Source organism: Georgenia alba, assembly GCF_042665525.1.
Taxonomy (GTDB): domain Bacteria; phylum Actinomycetota; class Actinomycetes; order Actinomycetales; family Actinomycetaceae; genus Allobogoriella; species Allobogoriella alba.
Map to the genome: position 1 here is coordinate 877,595 of NZ_JBHTCQ010000002.1, position 19,986 is coordinate 897,580.

The following is a 19,986-nucleotide window of genomic DNA, read 5'->3' on the forward strand; positions in this document are numbered from 1 at the left end:
CCCTGTGGGATCGATACCATCCACGACCGTGAGCACACCGACGGAGGTTGCCCCCGGGGTCTTCCGCATCCCGGACACGTGCCACGTGTACGTCGTGCTGGCCGAGCCGCACGGCCCGGAGCAGACCGCCGTCGCGATCGACTTCGGCTCCGGGGAGGTGCTCGACCACCTCCCCGCCATGGGCGTCGACCGCCTCACGGACGTGCTCATGACGCACCACCACCGGGACCAGGGCCAGGGGCTCGCCCGCGCGGTGGCCTCCGGCGCCGCCGTGCACGTGCCGCCCGTGGAGGTGGACCTGTTTCGTTCCGTCGACGAGATGTGGCGGACCAGGAACCTCGTCAACGACTACAACCTCCGGCAGGACCGCTTCTCCCTCCTCGAGCCCGTCGAGGTGGCCGGCACGGTGCCGGAGTACCGGACGGCCGACTACCACGGCGTGCGCGTCGAGGTGCATCCGACGCCCGGGCACACGACCGGATCGGTGACCTACGTCGTCGAACGGGCGGGGGAACGACTTGCCTTCACCGGTGACCTGATCTACGCCCCGGGCAAGGTGTGGTCGCTCGCCGCGACCCAGTGGTCCTACACGGAGAACGAGGGACCGGCGATGACGGTCCTGAGCTGCTACCTGCTGCTCCGGCAGGGCCTGGGCCTGCTGCTCCCGTCGCACGGCGAGCCGATGGATGACCCGGCCGCCGCCCTGGAGCTGCTGGGGACGCGCATGCAGCGGTACGTCGACTCCCGCCGGCCCTACCCGTGGGACCTGCGGGCACGCCTCGACTCACCCTTCGTCCAGCTCACCGAGCACCTCCTGATGAACCGGACGAGCAACGCGTGCAGCTATGTGCTGCTCTCGGACTCCGGTGCCGCCCTGGTCATCGACTACGGCTACGACATGACCACCGGGCTCCCGCCGGGTGCCGATCGGGCCGCCCGGCGGCCCTGGCTCGCCTCGCTGCCGGCGCTCCGCGCCGACCACGGCGTGACCCGGGTGGAGGTGGCGCTGGCCACGCACTACCACGACGACCACGTCGCGGGCCTGAACCTGCTGCGCGAGGTGGAGGGCACCGAGGTGTGGGCGGGCCAGAACGTGGCACCCGTCCTCGCCGACCCGCTGCGCCACGACCTGCCCTGCCAGTGGTACGACCCCATCCGCACCGATCGGGTGCTGCCGCTCGGCGGGACCGTCCGCTGGCGAGAGTACGAGATCACCGTGCACGAGCTGGCCGGGCACACGCTCTTCCAGACGGCCTTCGAGCTGGAGGTCGACGGCGTGCGCGTGCTGGCCACCGGAGACCAGCAGACCGGCCTCGGGGTGCCGGGAGACCGGCGGGAGGTCCTGAACTACCAGTACCGGAACCGGTTCCGCGTCGAGGACTACGTCCGCAGTGCGGAGCTCTACCGGCAGGTCGCACCGGGCCTCATGGTCAGTGGCCACTGGGACCCGCGCTGGGTGGACGAGGACTACCTCGACATGCTCACCGAGGAGGGCGCAGAGCTGGCGCGCATCCACCGCGACCTGCTGCCGCTCGAGGAGGTGGACCTCGGCGCCGACGGCCTGATCGCCCGGGTCGCGCCCTACCTCACCACGGCCCGGCCGGGGGAGACGCTGACCTACGAGGTCTCCGTGCGCAACCCGTTCCCACAGGCGGCCCGCGCGCGGCTCGTGCCCGTCCTCCCGGAGGGATGGTCGGCCCGGCCGGCGGTCGTCGGGACCGAGCTGCCCGGCTCCGCCGAGGTCACCGTCCCGCTTACGGTCACCGTCGGACCTCGCCCGTCCCGGCGGGCACGGCTGGCGATCGACGTGGCCGTGGGTGACCTGCGGCTCGGGCAGCACTGCGAGGCGCTCGTCGACGTCCACGCGGCCGAGCACGTCGCCGTCGCGAGCCTCCTCGCGGACGAGGAGGCGGCGCGGTGAGCGCCGCGCGACGGGCCACCATCCGGGACGTCGCCGAGGCTGCCGGCGTCTCCCAGTCGACCGCCTCGCGAGCCCTGACCGGCCGCGGGTACGCCGCTCCGGCGGTGCGCGAGCGCGTCCGGGAGGCAGCGCAGCGCCTGGGCTACGTGCCGGACGCCATGGCCCGCCACCTCAAGCAGCGCGTCAGCAGATCGGTCGGCGTCCTCGTGCACGACCTGCGCAACCCCTTCTACGCCGACCTGGCGGCCGGTGCAGGCCACGCCGCGCGCGCCAAGGGCTACACCCTCACCCTGACGGACCTCGGCCGTGGCGAGACGGACGAGGTCGCGGCCGCCGAGGCGTTCGTCGCCATGCGGCTCGCGGGTGTGGTCGCCACGCCGGTCTCCGGTGCCGTGGCGGAGTACCTCGGCCGGCACGGCACGCCCGTCGTCGAGGTCGACCGCCAGTTCGCACCGGACGTGTGCGACGCGGTCGTGGTGGACAACCGCGCGGGCTCGCGTGCCGTCACCGATCATCTCCTCGACCTCGGACACACCCGGATCGCGCTGCTCATCGACGAGACCGCGTGGACGACCGGCCGCGAGCGGCACGAGGGGTTCCGTGCCGCCCACGAGGACCGCGGCCTGCCGGTCGACCCCGACCTCGTGGTCGCCACGGGCTGGGACGTCACCGCCGCCCAGGCCGCCGCCGACGCGTTGTTCGCCTCCTCCCGGCGACCCACCGCCGTCTTCGCGGCGAACAACGTCCTCGCCGAGGGTGCGTGGCGCGCGGCCGCCACTGCGGGGCTCGCGGTGCCCGGCGACCTCAGCCTCGCCTCGTTCGACGACGCGCCCTGGATGACCATGGTCGACCCGCCTGTGACGACCGTCGCGCAGGACGCCGTCGCGGTGGGCGCGGCCGCCGTCGACCGGTTGCTCGCGCGTCTCGCCGACGGCGAGGAACCGCCGCGCACCGTCGTCCTGCCCGCCCCGATGGTCGTGCGCGGCTCGACCGGTCCGGCCCGCGACGGCTAGCATCGCCGGTGTGGTAACGATGCCAGGATCGTCGGACGCCTCCTCCCCGCCCGACCGGGCCCCGGTCGCCAACGCACCGTCCGGTGACCAGCCGAGCGGGCTCGAGGACGGCAGACGGCCCCGGGCCACCCCCGACCGGACGCTGCACATGATCGGCAACGCGCACATCGACCCGGTGTGGCTGTGGCCCTGGCAGGAGGGCTACCAGGAGGCGCGGGCCACGTTCTGGTCCGTCATCCACCGGATGGAGGAGTACCCGGACTTCGTGTTCACCTGCGACCAGGTGGTCCTGCTGTCCTGGGTGGAGGAGTCCGACCCGTGTCTGTTCGAGCGGATCCGCGAACGGGTCGCCGAGGGACGCTGGGTCATGACCGGTGGCTGGTGGGTGGAGCCGGACTGCAACCTGCCGGCCGGCGAGTCCTTCGTCCGGCAGGGCCTGTACGGCCAGCGCTACCTGTGGGAGAAGTTCGGTGTCACGGCCGACGTCGGGATGAACGTGGACCCGTTCGGCCACAACGTCATGCTCCCGCAGATCCTGCGTGGCCAGCGGATGGACAGCTACGTGTTCCTGCGGCCCGGGCCGCACGAGTCCGAGCTCGACGCCACCGCGTTCTGGTGGGAGGCGCCGGACGGCAGCCGGGTGCTCGGCTACCGCATCCCGTACGAGTACTGCAGCCCGCCCGGGCACGTCGACGGGCAGACCGACAAGGCGCTCGGCCAGGCCGACCGCCACCTGGGGGACCTGATGATCTTCTACGGCGTCGGCAACCACGGCGGCGGGCCGACCCGCGCCAACATCGAGTCCATCCGGCGCTACGACCGCATGGGCTCCTTCGGCCGGTTGCGCATGTCCTCCCCGCGCCGGTACTTCGACGAGCTCGCGGCGCGGCTCGGCGAGAACGGCATGGCCGCGCTGCCGGTCTGGCGGGAGGATCTCCAGCACCACGCGGCGGGGTGCTACTCCGCGCACTCCGGCATCAAGGCCTGGCAGCGCCGTGCCCAGGCCAAGGTGCTCTCCGCCGAACGCTGGGCCGTGCTCGGGGCGCTCTGGCAGGGCCTCGACCTGCCCCGGGAAGACCTGGCACGAGCCTGGCAGCAGGTCCTGTTCAACCAGTTCCACGACATCCTGCCCGGCTCGGCGATCGCCCCGGCCTACGACGACGCTCGGGACCAGCTCGGGGAGGCGGTCGCCATCTCCCAGCGCGTCATCACCCGGGTGCAGAACGTCCTCGCCTCCCGCCTGGACATCCCGCACGACGAGGGGACCCAGCCCGTCGTCGTCTTCAACCCTCACCCGTGGCCGGTGCGGACCGAGGTCGAGCTCCAGTACGGTTCCCAGCCCGGCGGTGTCCACGTCGTCGACGCCGAGGGGCACCAGACCCCCTCGCAACGGGTCCAGCCGGTCGCCACCACGAACGACCGGGGCCGGGCCGCCCAGCTGTTCGAGGTCCAGGTGCCCCCGCTCGGCTACCGGCTCTACCGCCTCCGGGGAGGCCCGGACCCCGGCGACCTGGGGTGGAGCGCGGACCCGCGCGGCCGGTTGCACGCGACCACGGAGGTCCTGGAGAACCCGCTGCTGCGGGTCGAGGTGGACCCGCAGACCGGCTGGCTCCGGTCCCTGGTGGACAAGCGCACGGGGCAGGACCTGGTGGCCGACGCCGGCGGTGAGCACCTGCAGGTGTGCGAGGACCCGACCGACACCTGGGGCCACCGGGTCGTCTCGTACGCGTGGCCCGGGGAACCGATGCGTACGACCCGTGTGCTGCTTCTCGAGAGCGGGCCGGTGCGGGCCAGGCTGCGGATCGAGCGGGAGTGGGGCCGGTCCGTCATGGTCGAGGAGCTCGTGCTCCAGCACGCCGCCGACCACCTGGAGGTCCGCGTGACGCTCGACTGGCGCGAGCCCGCGCACCTGCTCAAGGTCCGCGTCCCGACCGCCCTGCAGGACCCGACGGCGACGTACGAGGTGCCGTTCGGGTCCCTCGAGCGCCCCGTCGACGGCGCGGAGGAGCCCGCCCAGTCGTGGGTCGACCTGACCGGCGTGCTGCCGTCCCCGGGCGTCGGGGGCGCGGGCGACGCCCCTGCGGTGCGGGCCGGCCTGGCGGTCGTGACCGACGCCAAGCACGCCTTCGACGTGCTGCCGGCGCACGACGGCGCGGGCGCCAGCATCGGCCTCACCGCGGTCCGCAGCCCCGTCTACGCCTGGCACGACCCGCGCCAGCTGGACCCGGGGGAGATCTACGCCCACCAGGACCTCGGGGTGCAGCAGTTCCGGTACCTGCTCGTCCCGCACGCCGGCGACTGGCGCGATGCCGGGCTCACCCGCCGCGCCGCACTGCTCACCTCACCGGTGCGTGCCATGCTCGAGAGTTTCCACCCCGGCTCGCTGCCCGACGCCCTGCCCACCGTGTCCGACGGCGGCGGCCAGGTCATGATCACCGCCGTCAAGGGCGCCGAGGACGACGGCGAAGACGGCCCGGACCTCGTGGTGCGCGCCGTCGAGACCACCGGACGGCCCGCACGCGGTCACCTCGAGCTCCCGGTGGTCGGCAGGACGCTCGAGGCGGACTTCGGCCCGAGCCAGATCCGGACCTTCCGGATACCGCGCGACCCCGCGCGGCCCGTGGTCGAGGTGGACCTCGTGGAGTGGCCCCTCGACGAGCCGCCCGCGGACCTCCGGGTCACCGAGCTCGCCGCCGGGCGATACCGCCGTCCACCGGGCGGCACGCAGGGGTGAGGCCCCCGGGTCGCCGTCCGTCCCGAAGCGTCCTACCGTCGCCACATCGGCGGACGCGGTGGGAGGTGTCATTGCATTTCAGGGTGCGGATGGACGACCGGTGCGGCGTCCCGCAGGTGCACGTGGCCGGGCCGCTCGACGTGCACACCGCCACCGAGTTCACCCAGCTCCTGCGCCACCTCGGCGAGGCAGCGGGCCACCGGGCGTGCTACGACCTGACGGCGGTGGAGATCGGCGACGACGCCGGCCGCACGGCGCTGCGCACGTTCGTCCGCGACGCCGCCGAGTACGGTGGCCGCGTCGTCCCCCCGGGACCCGAACCGACCGGCTGAGCGGCAGGAGGACCGCGCATGAGTGACCAGGCGTACCAGGTGGCCGCGCTCGTCATCTACTTCGCCGCCATGCTCGGCGTGGGCACCTACTTCCTGCGCCGGAACACCAGCCTCGACGAGTACATGCTCGGCGGTCGTCGGCTGCCGACGCCGGTCGCCGCGCTCAGCGCAGGCGCGTCGGACATGTCCGGCTGGCTCCTGCTCGGGCTGCCCGGCGCCGTCTACGCGGCCGGTCTGGTGGAGGCGTGGATCGCCGTCGGCCTCACGATCGGTGCGTGGCTCAACTGGAAGTTGGTCGCGCCGCGCCTGCGGGTCTACACGCAGGTGGCGAGGAACTCCATCACCATCCCGAGCTTCCTGGAGAACCGCCTGCGGGACCGCTCCCGCGTGCTGCGGATCGCCGCGGGCGTCATCATCCTCGTCTTCTTCACCTTCTACGTCTCCTCCGGCATGGTCTCCGGCGGTGTGTTCTTCGCCGCCTCCTTCGGCATGCAGTACCAGCACGGGATGCTGCTCGTCGCCGGCGTCACGGTGGCGTACACGCTCTTCGGCGGGTTCCTCGCCGCGAGCTACACCGACTTCGTCCAGGGGACGATGATGTTCCTGGCGCTGCTCGCCGTGCCGCTGGTCGGCGTGGTGGCGGTCGGCGGGCCCGGCGCGGCCGCCGAGTCGATCCGGGAGATCGACCCCAGCCGGCTGTCCTGGTTCGGTGCCGGAGCCGGTGCCCTGGCGGTCGTCTCGGCGCTCGCCTGGGGGCTGGGGTACTTCGGCCAGCCGCACATCATCGTGCGGTTCATGGCGCTGCGCAGCAGCGCAGAGGCCACGGCGGGCCGGCGGATCGGGATCGGCTGGATGCTTCTCGCGGTGACCGGGGCCGTGTGCACGGCGCTCGTCGGGCTCGCCTACATCCAGCAGACCGGCCGCACCCTCGAGGACCCGGAGACGGTGTTCCTCGTGCTCGGGCAGGTCCTCTTCCACCCGCTCGTCGCGGGCTTCCTGCTGGCGGCGGTGCTCGCGGCGATCATGAGCACCATCTCCTCTCAGCTCATCGTCACCTCGTCCGCGCTGGTGGAGGACCTCAGCAAGGTGCTGCTCGGCGAGCGGCTCTCCGACCGCCGCCAGGTCCTGCTCGGGCGCGCCGCCGTGCTGCTGGTCTCCCTGGCCGCGGCCGCCATGGCGTGGACGCAGAACGACACCGTGCTGGGCCTGGTCGCGTTCGCCTGGGCCGGCTTCGGCGCCGCATTCGGCCCGACCATCCTGCTGTCCCTGTACTGGCGTCGGCTGAGCATGGCGGGTGCGCTCACGGGCATGGTCGCCGGAGCGGTGACCGTGGGCTGGTGGGGCAACACCGACGGAGGGTTGTTCGACCTCTACGAGATCGTGCCCGGCTTCCTGCTCAACACCGTGCTCGCCGTCCTCGTCAGCCTCGCGACGCACCGGGACTCCGGTGACGTCACGGCGGAGTTCGACGAGACGATCCGCACGGTGGGAGGACGCGGTCGCGCCACCGCCTCCTGACCTCCCGGCGGCCCCGGCCCTCAGGGCAGGCGGACCGAGGCGACGAGCTCGTCGCACCCCGCCTCGATGACCGGCCGGTACGTCTCGTCGGTCCACTGGCAGTAGACGTGCAGCAGCTCCTGCTGCGAGAAGAGCCACCAGCCCACGTAGTCGTAGTCCGCGAGCGAGACGCGTTGGGTCACGGCCGGCAGCCCGGCGAGCGTGGTGAGCTCGGCGTCGCTCAGCGGCTCGGCACCGATCTGGTCCATGTATCGCGCCAGCCGAGCCTCGATGTCGCCCATCGGCACGGGATCGCAGGGCCCTCCGCCGGTCGCCGGGTCCCACTCCAGTCCCGTGTACCTGACCACGTTGACCACGTTCAGCGTCGGCGCGGACCCGTCGCTCGGCTCGGCCACCCAGATCCCCGCGAGGTCCTCGACCGGGTTGTCCTCGTGATAGCCGCTCGCCTCGGTGAAGCCCGAGGGTGTCTCCCACGTGGCCTCGGTGACGTCCGTATCGGTGAGAACCAGCCCGTCGGCCGTCTCGGAGTCGTCCGGTTCGCCCGGGTCCTCGGTGCCCTCCGCGGTGGCCCCGTCGCCCGCCTCGTCACGGTTGTCGCACAACCACTCGGGCAGCGGACCGCTCACCATCTCGCCGGACTCGTCGTCGGTGGGACCCGCACCGGGCTCCGGCCCGCCGGCACCCGACCCCTGCGCCCCGCAGGCGGTGAGCACGGCGGCGAGCGCGAGCGCCGTCGTCGTGGCCGTCACGCTCCTCATCCGTCCCCCTCCTCCCGGGCACCGTACAGCGCGGTCACGACGCAAGCCGCGCGTCGTCGCGGGCAGAGGTCCCCATGGTCCGGACGTGGGGCTCAGGCCGGTTCGAGCTCGCCCAGGCCCTGGGTCAGCACCTTGCCGTAGGTCAGGTCCGGGTCCAGCCGCCGCAGCTCCTCGATGAGGGTGTTCTCGGTGTTCCGCCGGGGCAGGTTGATCACCTGGTCCGGCCGTCCGGGACGCGACAGCGTCGCGACCGTGGAGCCGGCCGGACGGTCGACCCGGATCGGCCCCGAGGGCTGCTCCAGGACGACGCCGCGCATGCCGCCGTTCCCGCTGTACTCGACCGAGACGATGCAGCCGAGGCTCACGCGCAGCCACGCGGCGAGCAGCTCGACGGACGGGTTCCCCTCGGCACCGATGACCGTGACGGACGTGACCTCGTCGCCCGGCGACTCGTCCAGCGCGGCGGCCAGCAGCGCACGCCACAGCGTCAGGGCGCCCCAGGCGAGGTCGGTGTCACCGGGCGCGTAGGCGGCCCGCAGCGCCTGCAGGGTCGCGATCGGGTCGCGGGTACGCACCGACTCGGTGATGCGGCGCTGGGCCATGGCACCGATCGGGTCGGTGGACGGCCTGGGCGGCGGAACCGACGGCCACCACGCGACGATCGGCGCGTCCGGCAGCAACAGCGCCATGACCAGCGTGCCGGGGGAGCGGCCGGCACCACCGCGCGGGCGGAGCACCACCACCTCGGAGGCGCCGGCGTGGCCGCCGACCCGGATCTCGGCGTCCAGGCCGGCCGCCTCGTCCGGCCGGTCCGGCATGACGACGAGCACGCGCATCGGGTGCTCGTGCGAGGCGCCGTTGGCGGTGCGGATCGCCCGCTCGGTGGAGTCCTCGTCCTCGGACAGCACCACCAGGGTCAGCACCCGGCCGAGCGCGACGGCGCCGCCCTCGTCCCGGAGCGAGACCAGCCGGGAGCCGACCTCGGCCGAGTTGGTGTTGCGCAGGGTGACGATCATGTCTCTTCCTCAGGGCTCGTCGGTGCTGGCGTCAGGGGCGTCGCCAGCTGCGCCCGTCGCGGGCGAGCATCCGGTCGGCCGCCGCCGGTCCCCACGTGCCCGGCGCGTACGCCTCGGGCTGGCCGCGCCGGGACCAGTGCGCCAGGACCGGGTCGAGGATCTGCCAGGACAGCTCGACCTCCTTCTGCCGGGGGAACAGCGGCGGGTCACCGAGCAGCACGTCCAGCAGGAGCCGCTCGTACGCCTCGGGGGAGTCCTGCGTGAAGGCGTGGCCGTAGCCGAAGTCCATCGTGACGTCGCGGACCTCCATCGCCGTCCCCGGCACCTTCGCACCGAAGCGGATGGTCACGCCCTCGTCGGGCTGGACGCGGATCACCAGCGCGTTCTCGCCGAGCTCCTGGGTGGCCGTCATGTCGAACGGCAGGTGTGGCGCGCGCTTGAACACCACGGCCACCTCGGTGACCCGGCGGCCCAGGCGCTTGCCGGTGCGCAGGTAGAACGGCACGCCGGCCCAGCGGCGGGTGTCCACGTCCAGTCGGACCGCGGCGTAGGACTCGGTCTCGGAGTCCGGCGGGATGCCGTCCTCCTCGAGGTAGCCACGGACCTGCTCCCCGCCCTGCCAGCCGCCGCTGTACTGCCCGCGCGCGCTGTGCGCGTCGAGGTCGTCCGGGAGCTTGACGGCGGAGAGGATCTTCTCCTTCTCCGCCCTGAGCGCGTCGGCCTCGAAGGAGACCGGCTCCTCCATGGCGGTCAGCGCCAGCAGCTGCAGCAGGTGGTTCTGGATGACGTCGCGCGCCGCCCCGATGCCGTCGTAGTAGCCGGCGCGGGAGCCGATCCCGATGGACTCGGCCATCGTGATCTGCACGTGGTCCACGTAGTTCGCGTTCCACACCGGCTCGAAGAGCTGGTTCGCGAACCGCAGAGCGAGGATGTTCTGGACGGTCTCCTTGCCGAGGTAGTGGTCGATCCGGAAGACCGCGTCCGGCGGGAAGACCTCCGAGACCACCTCGTCCAGCTCGCGGGCGGAGGCGAGGTCGTGGCCGAACGGCTTCTCGACGACGACGCGGCGCCAGCTGCCGCCGGTGGAGTCCGACAGGCCCGAGCGGGCCAGCTGCCGGAGCGTGAGCGGGAAGACGTTGGGTGGGACGGAGAGGTAGAACGCGTGGTTCCCGCCGGTGCCGCGCTCGTCGTCCAGGCTCTGCACGGTGCGGGCCAGCTCGTCGAAGGAGGCGTCGTCGTCGAGCTCGCCCTGGACGAACCGGAACCCCGACGCGAGCTGCTCCCACGCCTTCTCGTCGAACGGCGTCCGCGCGTTCTCCCGGACCGCGTCGTGGACCACCTGGGCGAAGTCCTCGTCGGACCACTGCCGCCGCCCGAACCCGGTGAGGGCGAACGACGGCGGCAGCAGCCCGCGGTTGGCCAGGTCGTACACGGCCGGCATGAGCTTCTTCTTCGCCAGGTCGCCGGTGACCCCGAAGATCACCAGCCCCGAGGGCCCGGCGATCCGGGGAAGCCGGCGGTCGGCCGGGTCCCTCAGGGGATTGCCCGGGTTGCCGTGGATCACGCCGCGGGTCCCGTCAGGACGCCGGCGAGCCAGGCGAGTGCGCCCGAGTCGCCGACGTGCAGGCGCAGCACCGGGCGGTCCAGCTCGGCGAGCACGCGCGCGTCCCCGGCCGCCTGGGCGGCCACCAGGGTCGCGAAGTCGAAGTCTCGGCCGGGGATGTCCACCGCGGCGGACGGCGTGCCCGTCAGCTGCAGGTACACCCCTCTGGCCGGACCACCCTTGTGGTACTGCCCGGTCGAGTGCAGGAACCTCGGGCCCCACCCGAAGGTGACCGGGCGTCCGGTCCGGCGGGCCAGGCCGGCCCGCACACCGCCGAGGATGGTCGCGGCCGGGCCCTCCCGGTCCAGGTACGCCATGACCGCGAGGTACCCGTGCTCGGGGTCGAGCCGGGCGAGCAGCGTGGTCAGCGCGTCCGCGATCGTCTCGGCGCCGTCCAGCAGGCCGGTCGAGCCGCGGACCTCGACGCCGGACTCGGTGAAGGCGGCCGGCTCGGCCTCGGGGGTGGACTCCAGCAGTCCGCGTGCGGCCTTCTTCGCGGACTCGACGTTGGGCTGGTCGAACGGGTTGATGCCCAGGATCGCCCCGGCGACGGCGACGGCGTGCTCCCACAGCAGGAAGGTGCCGCCCAGTGTCCCGGCCACAGTGACCTCGGTGCCCGCCGTCCGGTCGCCGTCGTCGTCGGTCTCGTCGGTGAGCGGGATCAGCCGTACCGGCAGCACGTCCTGCACGTCTCCCGCGAGCTCCGGGGCGGCGGTGTCGGCGACCACGGGAAGCAGTCCGGTGCCGTCCTTCCCGGTCGACTCGGCGACCAGCTGCTCCGCCCAGTCCCCGAAGTGGGCCAGTCCGGAGCCGTCGTCGTGGATGACGAGCTTGTCCCGCGGCGGCGGCGAGGGTGCCGGCCCGGGCGCGTCGACGCCGGCCAGCGCGGCACCGAGGACGAGCGCCGGGTTGGCCTCCGTGTCGGCCGTGAAGAAGTCCGCGACGGCCGCGGCGTCGTCGAGCAGCTCCTCGACGTCGACGCCCGCCAGCGCGGCGGGGACGAGGCCGAACGCGGTGAGCGCGGAGAACCGGCCGCCCACGGCCGGGTCCGCCTCGAACACGGCGCGGTAGCCGGCCTCCTGGGCAGCCTGCTGGAGGGGCGAGCCGGGGTCGGTGACGACGACGATGCGGCGTGCCGCCTCGATCCCGGCCGCCGCGAACGCCTCCTCGAAGGCGCGTCGCTGCGAGTCCGTCTCCACGGTCGAGCCGGACTTGGAGGAGACCACGACGACCGTGCGGGCGAGGTCGCCGTCAACGGCCCTGCGCACCTGGTCGGGATGGGTCGAGTCGAGGACGACCAGCTGCGCGCCGGCCGTGCCCGCGATCACCTCCGGTGCGAGGGAGGAGCCGCCCATGCCGCACAGCACCACCCGGTCGACGCCTTCGGCGGTCAGCTCCGTGCGCAGGGCCCGGAGGGGCTCCAGGAGGGGGCGGGAGCTCTCGTGCAGCCGTGTCCAGCCGAGCCGGACGGACGCCTCCTCCTCGGCGGCCGGGCCCCACAGGGTCGGGTCCTGGTCGCCGATCCGGCTGGCGAACCGCTCCGCGACGAGGCGCGGCACGCTCTGCGAGGCGGCCCGTGCGGCGTCGCCGGTGGCGCTGACCTCGACCAGTGCGCCGTCCTCCGGCCCGGCCCAGGCGACCATCGCGGCGCTGGACGGGTCCCCGGCCGTCACGTCGCGGCCCCGGCGGTCCGGCTCTGCAACGCAGCCTCGACGGTGGCGAGCAGCTCGGTCCAGCTGGCCTCGAACTTCTCCACGCCCTCCTTCTCCAGGAGCTCGGTCACCTCGTTGTACGAGATGCCCAGACGCTCGAGGTCGTCGAGGGTACGGCGGGCGTCCGCGTAGGTGCCGCGGACGGTGTCGCCGCGGGCCTCGGCGTGGTCCGCCGCGGCCCGGAGCGTCTTCTCCGGCATGGTGTTGACCACGTCGTCGACGACGAGCTCGTCGACGTACATGGTGTCGGGGTAGTCGGGGTCCTTCACCCCGGTGGAGGCCCACAGCGGCCGCTGGCGGTGCGCGCCCTGGGCGGCGAGCTCATTCCACCGCGGCGTGGCGAAGATCTGCTCGAACGCCTCGTAGGCGAGCCGGGCGTTCGCGACCGCCGCCTTGCCCTTGAGGGCCTTGCTGGCGCCCTTGTTCTCCAGCCGCTTGTCGATCTCGGTGTCGACGCGTGAGACGAAGAAGGAGGCGACAGATCGGATCGTGCTGAGGTCGATGCCGTTGGCGTGCGCCCGCTCCAGGCCGTCGATGTACGCGCCGGTGACGGCACGGTAGCGATCGAGGGAGAAGATCAGCGTGACGTTGACGCTGATGCCCTCGCTGATCGCCTGCGTGATCGCCGGCAGGCCCTCCATGGTGGCGGGGATCTTCACCATCAGGTTGGGGCGGTCGACGGTCTGCCACAGCATCCGGGCGGCCTTGATCGTCCGGTCGGTGTCGTGCGCCAGGCGGGGGTCCACCTCGATCGAGACACGCCCGTCCTTGCCGTCCGTGGCGGCGTGCACGTCCGCGAACAGGTCGCAGGCGTCGCGGACGTCGTCCGTGGTGATGGCGAGGACCGCGTCGTCGACGCCGGCGCCCTCGGACGCGAGCGTCTCGATCTGCTCGTCGTACGCCTCGCCCTTGCTCAGCGCGCTGGCGAAGATCGTCGGGTTGGTGGTGACGCCGACCACGTGGAAGTCGTCCACCAGGGTCCGCAGCGCCCCGGAGGACAGGTTCTCGCGTGAGAGGTCGTCCAGCCATACGGAGACCCCGAGCTCGCTCAGTCGGCCGAGCCGGTCGGTGCCGGGTAGGCTCATCGTCTGCTCCTTGGTTGGTGTCAGCGGTCGGTGCCGGTGGCCGCGGTCCTCACTCGGGACGGTCGCCGGCGCCGGTGCGGGTGGGGGCCTGGCCGCCGCTGGGCGGGGCGTCGCCCCGTGCCGCCGCGATCGACTCCTTCGCGGCCGCGGCGACCGCCTCGGCGGTGATGCCGAACTTCTCGTAGATGACCTTGTAGTCCGCGGACGCTCCGTAGTGCTCGAGCGACACGGACCGGCCGGCGTCACCGATGAGGTGGTGCCAGCTCATGGCGATGCCCGCCTCGACCGAGACGCGGGCGCGGACCGCCGACGGCAGGACCTGCTCGCGGTAGGCCGCGTCCTGCTCGGCGAACCACTCCTGGCTCGGGACGGACACCACGCGGGCGTCCACCCCCTCCGCGGCGAGCTGCTCGCGCGCCGCGAGTGCGAGCTGGACCTCGGAGCCGGTGCCCAGGAGGATCACGTCGGGCGTGCCGCCGCGGGCCTCGGCCAGCACGTACGCGCCGCGGAGGGTGCCCTCGGCGCCGGCCAGGGTCTCGCCGTCGGCCGGGCCGTCACCGCGTTCCGGGTTGGGCACGTTCTGGCGGGTGAGGATCAGCCCGGCGGGCCGGTCGTGGTGCTCGAGGATGCCGCGCCAGGCGTAAACGGTCTCCGCCGCGTCGGCCGGACGGACGACGTCCAGACCGGGGATGGCCCGCAGCGCGGTGAGGTGCTCGACCGGCTGGTGGGTGGGGCCGTCCTCACCGAGGCCGATGGAGTCGTGCGTCCACACGAAGGTCGACGGCGCCCCCATGAGCGCGGCGAGGCGCACCGCGGCGCGCATGTAGTCGGAGAACGTCAGGAACGTTCCGCCGTAGGGGCGGGTCAGGCCGTGCAGGGCGATGCCGTTGAGGATGGCGCCCATGGCGTGCTCGCGGACCCCGAAGTGCAGGGTGCGCCCGTACTCGTTGCCCGGGAACATCTTGCTCGAGCGGGCCACCGGCAGGAAGGACTGCTCGTCCTTCATGGTCGTGTTGTTCGAGCCGGCGAGGTCGGCCGATCCGCCCCACAGCTCGGGCAGGGTGCCGGCGAGCGCGGAGAGCACCTCTCCGGAGGCCTTGCGGGTCGAGACGTCCTTGCCGGGATCGAACCCGGGCAGCGCGTCCGCCCAGCCGTCCGGGAGCGCACGGGCCCGCAGGCGGTCCAGCAGGGCGGCGCCGTCGGGGTTGGCGGTGCGCCACGCGTCGTAGCGCGTGTCCCACTCCGCGCGCAGGCTCGCGGCCCGCTCCCGGGCGTTCGTGCGGGTGTGCTCGATGACCTCCGGGGCGACCTCGAAGCTCTTCTCCGGGTCCAGACCCAGCACCTTCTTGGTGGCCGCGACCTCCTCGGCGCCGAGCGCGGAGCCGTGGGCGGCACCGGTGTTCTGCTTGGTCGGTGCGGGCCAGCCGATGATGGTGCGCAGCGAGATGAGCGACGGCTTGCCGGTCTCGGCCCGGGCGGCCTCGATGGCCGCGTGCAGGCCCTCGACGTCCTCGGCGTACTCGGTGCCGCCGTTGGTCCAGTCGATGCGCTGGGTGTGCCAGCCGTACGCCTCGTACCGGGCGAGCACGTCCTCGGTGAACGCGATGTTGGTGTCGTCCTCGATGGAGATCTTGTTGTCGTCGTAGATGACGACGAGGTTCCCGAGCTCCTGGAGCCCGGCGAGCGAGGAGGCCTCGGACGTCACGCCCTCCTGGAGGTCACCGTCGGAGGCGATGACGTAGATGTGGTGGTCGAACGGGCTGGTGCCGGGGGCGGCGTCGGGGTCGAGCAGGCCGCGTTCGCGGCGCGCCGCGTACGCCATGCCGACGGCGGAGGCGAGCCCCTGGCCGAGCGGGCCGGTGGTGATCTCGACGCCGGTGGTGTGCCGGTACTCGGGGTGGCCGGGGGTCTTCGAGCCCCAGGTCCGCAGCGCCTGGAGGTCCTCGAGCTCCATGTCGATGCCGGCCAGGTACAGCTGGATGTACTGGGTGAGCGAGGAGTGGCCGGCGGACAGCACGAACCGGTCCCGGCCGAGCCACTGGTCGTCGGCCGGGTCGAGCTTCATGATCCGCTGGTAGAGCAGGTACGCGGCGGGCGCGAGGGACATGGCGGTCCCGGGGTGGCCGCTGCCGACCTTCTGCACCGCGTCGGCAGCGAGGACCCGGACGGTGTCCACCGCCCGCCGGTCGAGGTCTGTCCACGTCAGGGAGGTGGTGGTGGCGGGCGTCGCGTTCACTGATCCTCTTCTCTACGGCCCTCTTCGTGCACTGTTCAGCAGCGACTCTACCGACGTGCAACGTCCGTGTCGGGCCGAGATTCCCAGCCGTCCCGCCCTGCGGCGTCGCACGCCCGCGATGACCGGCCGCCGCGCCGGAGGTGGGGCTGACCACACCTGCGACTCGACGCCCCGGCCGGGCTCGCTCGGCGCGTCGTGACACGTAGACTCGGTCCGTGCCCAGCGTCCAGCCCGCCGCGACCCCTGCCAGCGAACCCGCGGCTCACCCGGCGACGCCTCTTCACGGCACGGACCTGCGGCGCACCCGCCGGCGCTGGCGGGCCTACCTGGCCCTGACCAAGCCGCGCATCATCGAGCTGCTGCTGGTCACCACGATCCCCACGATGATCCTCGCGGCCGACGGCTGGCCGGGGACGTGGCTGCTGGCCGCGACCCTGGTCGGCGGCTCGTTCGCCGCGGGTGCCGCGAACGCGTTCAACATGTACCTGGACCGGGACATCGACCGGGTGATGAACCGGACGAAGCAGCGTCCGCTGGTCACGGGGGAGCTGACCGACCGGCAGGCGCTGGTCTTCGCGACCGTCCTCGGCGTGGGGTCGGTCGCCTGGTTCGGGCTCCTCGTCAACGCCATGTCGGCGTTGCTGACGCTCGGGGCGATCCTGCTCTACGTGGTGCTCTACACGATGGTGCTCAAGCGCCGGACGTCGCAGAACATCGTCTGGGGCGGGGTCGCGGGCTGCATGCCGGTGCTCATCGGCTGGTCGGCCGTCACCGGCACGATCGGCTGGCCGCCGTTCCTGCTGTTCCTCGTCGTGTTCTTCTGGACGCCGCCGCACTACTGGCCGCTGTCGATGAAGTTCCGCCAGGACTACGCCCGCGCCGGGGTCCCGATGCTGCCCGTGGTGGCCGACGACGTGCGGGTCGCGCGGCAGATCCTGCTGTACGCCGCGGCGATGGTCGCGTGCACGCTCCTGCTGGTGCCGGTGAGCGGGCTCGGCTGGGTCTACGGTGTCACGGCCGTGGCCGCGGGCGCCTGGTTCCTGCTGGCCTGCGCCCGGCTGCTGCGCCGTGCTCTGCACCCGGAGCGGGGCAAGCTCGCCGCGATGAAGGTGTTCCACGGGTCGATCACCTACCTGACGATCGTGTTCGCCGCCGTCGCCGTGGACCCGCTGCTGCCGCTGTAGGCCAGGTGGCTCACGGACGATGACGTCGCTGGAGCAGGCTCGCGCCGAGTACCTCGCCCACCTGGGCGTGGAACGGGGTGTCAGCGACCACACCCTGGCCGCGTACACCCGCGACCTGGACCGGTACTGCGCGTTCCTGGCGGCGCGCGGGCGCACCGACCTCGGATCGGTCACGGAGGAGGACGTCGTCGCCTACGCCGAGGCGCTGCGGACCGGCGACGACGGCGGAACGGTGCTCGCGCCGTCGTCCACGGCGCGTGCCGTGACGGCCGTACGGGGCTGGCACCGGTTCGCCCTCGCCGAAGGGACGACGGCGTCCGATCCCAGTGCGGCGGTCAGGCCGCCCCCGGCGTCCCGCCGCCTACCCAAGGCGATCCCGGTCGAGCGGGTGGAGGCGCTGCTTGAGGCCGCGTCGCTCGGCGACGGGCCGGTGCCGCTGCGCGACCGGGCGCTGCTGGAGGTGCTCTACGGCACCGGTGCGCGGATCAGCGAGGCGGTGGGCCTCGCCGTCGACGACCTTGACCTCGACGGCGAGATCGCCGCGGTGCGGCTGTTCGGCAAGGGACGCAAGGAGCGGGTGGTGCCGGTGGGGCGCTACGCCGTCGAGGCGCTCGAGGCGTATCTGGTGCGTGGGCGACCGGCGCTGGCCCGGGCGGGCCGTGGCAACTCCGCGGTGTTCCTCAACACGCGTGGGAATCCGCTGAGCCGGCAGAGCGCGTGGGCCGTGCTGCAGACGGCGGCGGGCCGCGCCGGGCTCACGGAGCACATCAGCCCGCACACGCTGCGTCACTCCTTCGCGACGCACCTGCTCGCCGGGGGAGCCGATGTCCGCGTGGTCCAGGAGCTGCTCGGGCACGCCTCGGTGACGACCACCCAGATCTACACGCAGGTCACCGTCCAGACCATGCGCGAGGTCTACGCCGCCGCGCACCCCCGCGCCCTCGCCTGACCGGCCCGCGAGTCGTCACAGGAATGACGAGTCGGCGGCAGTGGCGGGAGGGCGACGCGCGAGGTGGGTGCTAGGGCGCCCGCCCGGCGTCGACTAGCGTGTGGGCGGTGAGTAGTGAGCAGCCAGGACTGATGCCGGAGAGCGCCGTGGGGACCGCCGAGGACGCCGACTTCCCGGCTCCCGGACCCCTGAGCAGCCACGGTCCGGCTCGTGTGATCGCCATGTGCAACCAGAAGGGCGGGGTCGGCAAGACCACGACCACGATCAACCTGGGCGCCGCGCTGGCGGAGTACGGGCGCAAGGTCCTTCTCGTGGACTTCGACCCGCAGGGTGCGGCGTCCGCGGGCCTCGGCGTCAACGCCCACGAGCTCGACCGGACGATCTACAACCTCATCATGGAGCCCCGCGGCGACGTGCGGGAGATCATCATGTCGACCGAGGTCGAGGGCCTGGACCTGGCGCCGGCGAACATCGACCTCTCCGCCGCCGAGGTGCAGCTCGTCAGCGAGGTGGCCCGCGAGCAGGCCCTCGCACGAGTGCTGCGGCCCGTCCTCGACGAGTACGACGTCATCCTCATCGACTGCCAGCCGTCTCTCGGCCTGCTCACTGTGAACGCGCTGACCGCGGCGCACGGGGTGATCATCCCGCTCGAGGCCGAGTTCTTCGCCCTGCGTGGCGTGGCGCTGCTCGTCGAGAGCATCGAGCGGGTCCAGGAGCGGATCAACCCGCGGCTGCGCATCGACGGCATCCTCGCCACGATGGTCGACATGCGCACCCTGCACTCCCGCGAGGTCCTGGACCGGGTGCGGGAGGCCTTCGGGGACAAGGTCTTCAACACCAAGATCTCCCGGACGGTCAAGTTCCCCGACGCCTCCGTGGCCACGGAGCCGATCACGACGTACGCGCCCAACCACCCGGGTGCCGAGGCCTACCGGCGCCTCGCCCGCGAGCTCATCGCCCGCGGCGACGCCGCCTGAGCCGCCGATGGCGCAGGCGGAGGCCGAGGGCGTCCCGGCGGACCCCGCTTCGGGCGGCACACGACCACTCGGCGCCTTCGCCGTCACCCTGGAGAACTTCGAGGGTCCGTTCGACCTGCTCCTGTCCCTCATCGCCAAGCACCGCCTGGACATCACCGAGGTCGCGCTCGCCCAGGTGACGGACGAGTTCATCGCGTACATCAGCGCCCAGACCGAGTGGGACCTCGCCCAGGCGAGCGAGTTCCTCGTCATCGGCGCGACCCTGCTCGACCTCAAGGCGGCGCGCCTGCTGCCGCGCGGCGCGGTGGAGGACGAGGAGGACCTCGAGCTGCTCGAGGCCCGCGACCTGCTCTTCGCCCGGCTGCTGCAGTACAAGGCGTTCAAGGAGGTCGCCGGGGAGCTGGCGGAACGGTGGGAGAAGGGCGTCCGGAGCCACCCGCGCAGCGTGCCGCTGGAGCCGCACCTGGCCGCCCTGCTGCCCGAGCTGGTCATGCAGGTCTCTCCCGAGGACCTCGCCCGCCTCGCCGCAGGGGCGCTCACCCGCCGCACCGAGGAGCCCGAGGTCGAGCTCACCCACCTGCACAACCCCGTGGTGCCGGTGCGGGAGCAGGCCGCCGTCCTGGTCGGGAGGCTGCGCCGGATGCGGCGGGCGAGCTTCCGCACGCTGACCGAGGACGCCGAGACGCTCGCCCACGTCGTCGCCCGGTTCCTCGCGCTCCTGGAGCTGTTCCGCGAGGGCGCCGTCGCGTTCGAGCAGGCCGAGGCGCTGGGGGAGCTGACGATCCGCTGGTCCGGCCACGACGAGGGCGACGTCGACGTCGCCGACGACTACGACGGCGACGAGCACGAGCGAGGGACGAGCGGAGTGCGAGGAGCCGGCGACATCGAGCCCGACGGCGACGAGCGCGAGCGAGGGACGAGCGGAGTGCGAGGAGCCGGCGACATCGA

Annotated in this window: 15 protein-coding genes; 9 read left to right on the forward strand and 6 right to left on the reverse strand. The window is 72.9% G+C overall.

What is annotated here, in order from left to right; all coding sequences use genetic code 11:
- Nucleotides 1-28: 28 nt before the first annotated feature.
- The 5 genes from ACFQQL_RS13865 to putP all read left to right on the forward strand — a co-directional run bounded on the left by ACFQQL_RS13865 (nt 29) and on the right by putP (nt 7,518).
- On the forward strand, nt 29-1,921 hold the full coding sequence (locus ACFQQL_RS13865; protein ID WP_382395326.1) for an MBL fold metallo-hydrolase: 1,893 nt from the start codon (nt 29-31) through the stop codon (nt 1,919-1,921).
- Nucleotides 1,918-2,934 carry a LacI family DNA-binding transcriptional regulator gene (locus tag ACFQQL_RS13870; protein ID WP_382395328.1) on the forward strand — a complete coding sequence of 339 codons (1,017 nt, stop codon included), beginning with the start codon at nt 1,918-1,920 and terminating at the stop codon, nt 2,932-2,934. Before ACFQQL_RS13865 ends, ACFQQL_RS13870 begins: the two co-directional genes overlap by 4 nt.
- 19 nt (nt 2,935-2,953) lie before the next feature.
- Nucleotides 2,954-5,668, forward strand: a complete 2,715-nt coding sequence (locus ACFQQL_RS13875; RefSeq protein WP_382395408.1) for an alpha-mannosidase — start codon at nt 2,954-2,956, stop codon at nt 5,666-5,668.
- Between the two features lie 83 nt (nt 5,669-5,751).
- Nucleotides 5,752-6,000, forward strand: a complete 249-nt coding sequence (locus ACFQQL_RS13880; protein WP_382395330.1) for an STAS domain-containing protein — start codon at nt 5,752-5,754, stop codon at nt 5,998-6,000.
- 18 nt (nt 6,001-6,018) lie between these two features.
- Nucleotides 6,019-7,518, forward strand: coding sequence for a sodium/proline symporter PutP (putP, locus tag ACFQQL_RS13885; protein WP_382395332.1), 1,500 nt, complete (start codon nt 6,019-6,021; stop codon nt 7,516-7,518).
- Nucleotides 7,519-7,538: 20 nt separating this feature from the next.
- On the opposite strand, the gene ACFQQL_RS13890 is transcribed toward putP, so the two are convergent.
- The 6 genes from ACFQQL_RS13890 to tkt form a co-directional block, all read right to left on the reverse strand.
- Nucleotides 7,539-8,276 carry a hypothetical protein gene (locus ACFQQL_RS13890; RefSeq protein WP_382395334.1) on the reverse strand — a complete coding sequence of 246 codons (738 nt, stop codon included), beginning with the start codon at nt 8,274-8,276 and terminating at the stop codon, nt 7,539-7,541.
- 92 nt (nt 8,277-8,368) lie between these two features.
- The gene (locus ACFQQL_RS13895; RefSeq protein WP_382395336.1) at nt 8,369-9,292 is read right to left on the reverse strand and encodes a glucose-6-phosphate dehydrogenase assembly protein OpcA; all 924 of its coding nucleotides are present in this window, start codon (nt 9,290-9,292) and stop codon (nt 8,369-8,371) included.
- A 31-nt stretch (nt 9,293-9,323) separates the two neighbouring features.
- Nucleotides 9,324-10,856, reverse strand: a complete 1,533-nt coding sequence (zwf, locus tag ACFQQL_RS13900; RefSeq protein WP_382395338.1) for a glucose-6-phosphate dehydrogenase — start codon at nt 10,854-10,856, stop codon at nt 9,324-9,326.
- Nucleotides 10,853-12,538, reverse strand: coding sequence for a glucose-6-phosphate isomerase (locus ACFQQL_RS13905; protein ID WP_382395410.1), 1,686 nt, complete (start codon nt 12,536-12,538; stop codon nt 10,853-10,855). The genes zwf and ACFQQL_RS13905 overlap by 4 nt, the downstream gene beginning before the upstream one ends.
- Before the next feature lie 26 nt (nt 12,539-12,564).
- A complete protein-coding gene (tal, locus tag ACFQQL_RS13910) occupies nt 12,565-13,692 on the reverse strand; it encodes a transaldolase (RefSeq protein ID WP_382395340.1) in 1,128 nt (375 codons plus the stop codon).
- Between the two features lie 49 nt (nt 13,693-13,741).
- Nucleotides 13,742-15,928, reverse strand: a complete 2,187-nt coding sequence (tkt, locus tag ACFQQL_RS13915) for a transketolase (RefSeq protein ID WP_382395342.1) — start codon at nt 15,926-15,928, stop codon at nt 13,742-13,744.
- 293 nt (nt 15,929-16,221) lie between these two features.
- On the opposite strand from tkt, the gene ACFQQL_RS13920 reads away from it, so the two are divergent.
- From ACFQQL_RS13920 to ACFQQL_RS13935, 4 genes are all read left to right on the forward strand, one after another.
- Nucleotides 16,222-17,112 carry a heme o synthase gene (locus ACFQQL_RS13920; RefSeq protein WP_382395412.1) on the forward strand — a complete coding sequence of 297 codons (891 nt, stop codon included), beginning with the start codon at nt 16,222-16,224 and terminating at the stop codon, nt 17,110-17,112.
- A gap of 19 nt (nt 17,113-17,131) precedes the next feature.
- On the forward strand, nt 17,132-18,061 hold the full coding sequence (gene xerD, locus ACFQQL_RS13925) for a site-specific tyrosine recombinase XerD (protein ID WP_382395344.1): 930 nt from the start codon (nt 17,132-17,134) through the stop codon (nt 18,059-18,061).
- Nucleotides 18,062-18,192: 131 nt separating this feature from the next.
- Nucleotides 18,193-19,038, forward strand: a complete 846-nt coding sequence (locus tag ACFQQL_RS13930; RefSeq protein WP_382395414.1) for a ParA family protein — start codon at nt 18,193-18,195, stop codon at nt 19,036-19,038.
- 7 nt (nt 19,039-19,045) lie between these two features.
- On the forward strand, nt 19,046-19,986 hold a 941-nt coding region (locus ACFQQL_RS13935), incomplete at its 3' end, for a segregation and condensation protein A (protein WP_382395346.1).

Excerpts from the sequence above, each read along its gene's own strand:
- ACFQQL_RS13875 (WP_382395408.1), top strand. The coding sequence starts at position 2,954 with ATGCCAGGATCGTCGGACGCCTCCTCCCCGCCCGACCGGGCCCCGGTC.
- putP (WP_382395332.1), top strand. The coding sequence starts at position 6,019 with ATGAGTGACCAGGCGTACCAGGTGGCCGCGCTCGTCATCTACTTCGCC.
- ACFQQL_RS13890 (WP_382395334.1), bottom strand. The coding sequence starts at position 8,276 with ATGAGGAGCGTGACGGCCACGACGACGGCGCTCGCGCTCGCCGCCGTG.
- ACFQQL_RS13895 (WP_382395336.1), bottom strand. The coding sequence starts at position 9,292 with ATGATCGTCACCCTGCGCAACACCAACTCGGCCGAGGTCGGCTCCCGG.
- ACFQQL_RS13905 (WP_382395410.1), bottom strand. The coding sequence starts at position 12,538 with ATGGTCGCCTGGGCCGGGCCGGAGGACGGCGCACTGGTCGAGGTCAGC.
- tal (WP_382395340.1), bottom strand. The coding sequence starts at position 13,692 with ATGAGCCTACCCGGCACCGACCGGCTCGGCCGACTGAGCGAGCTCGGG.
- xerD (WP_382395344.1), top strand. The coding sequence starts at position 17,132 with ATGACGTCGCTGGAGCAGGCTCGCGCCGAGTACCTCGCCCACCTGGGC.
- ACFQQL_RS13930 (WP_382395414.1), top strand. The coding sequence starts at position 18,193 with ATGCCGGAGAGCGCCGTGGGGACCGCCGAGGACGCCGACTTCCCGGCT.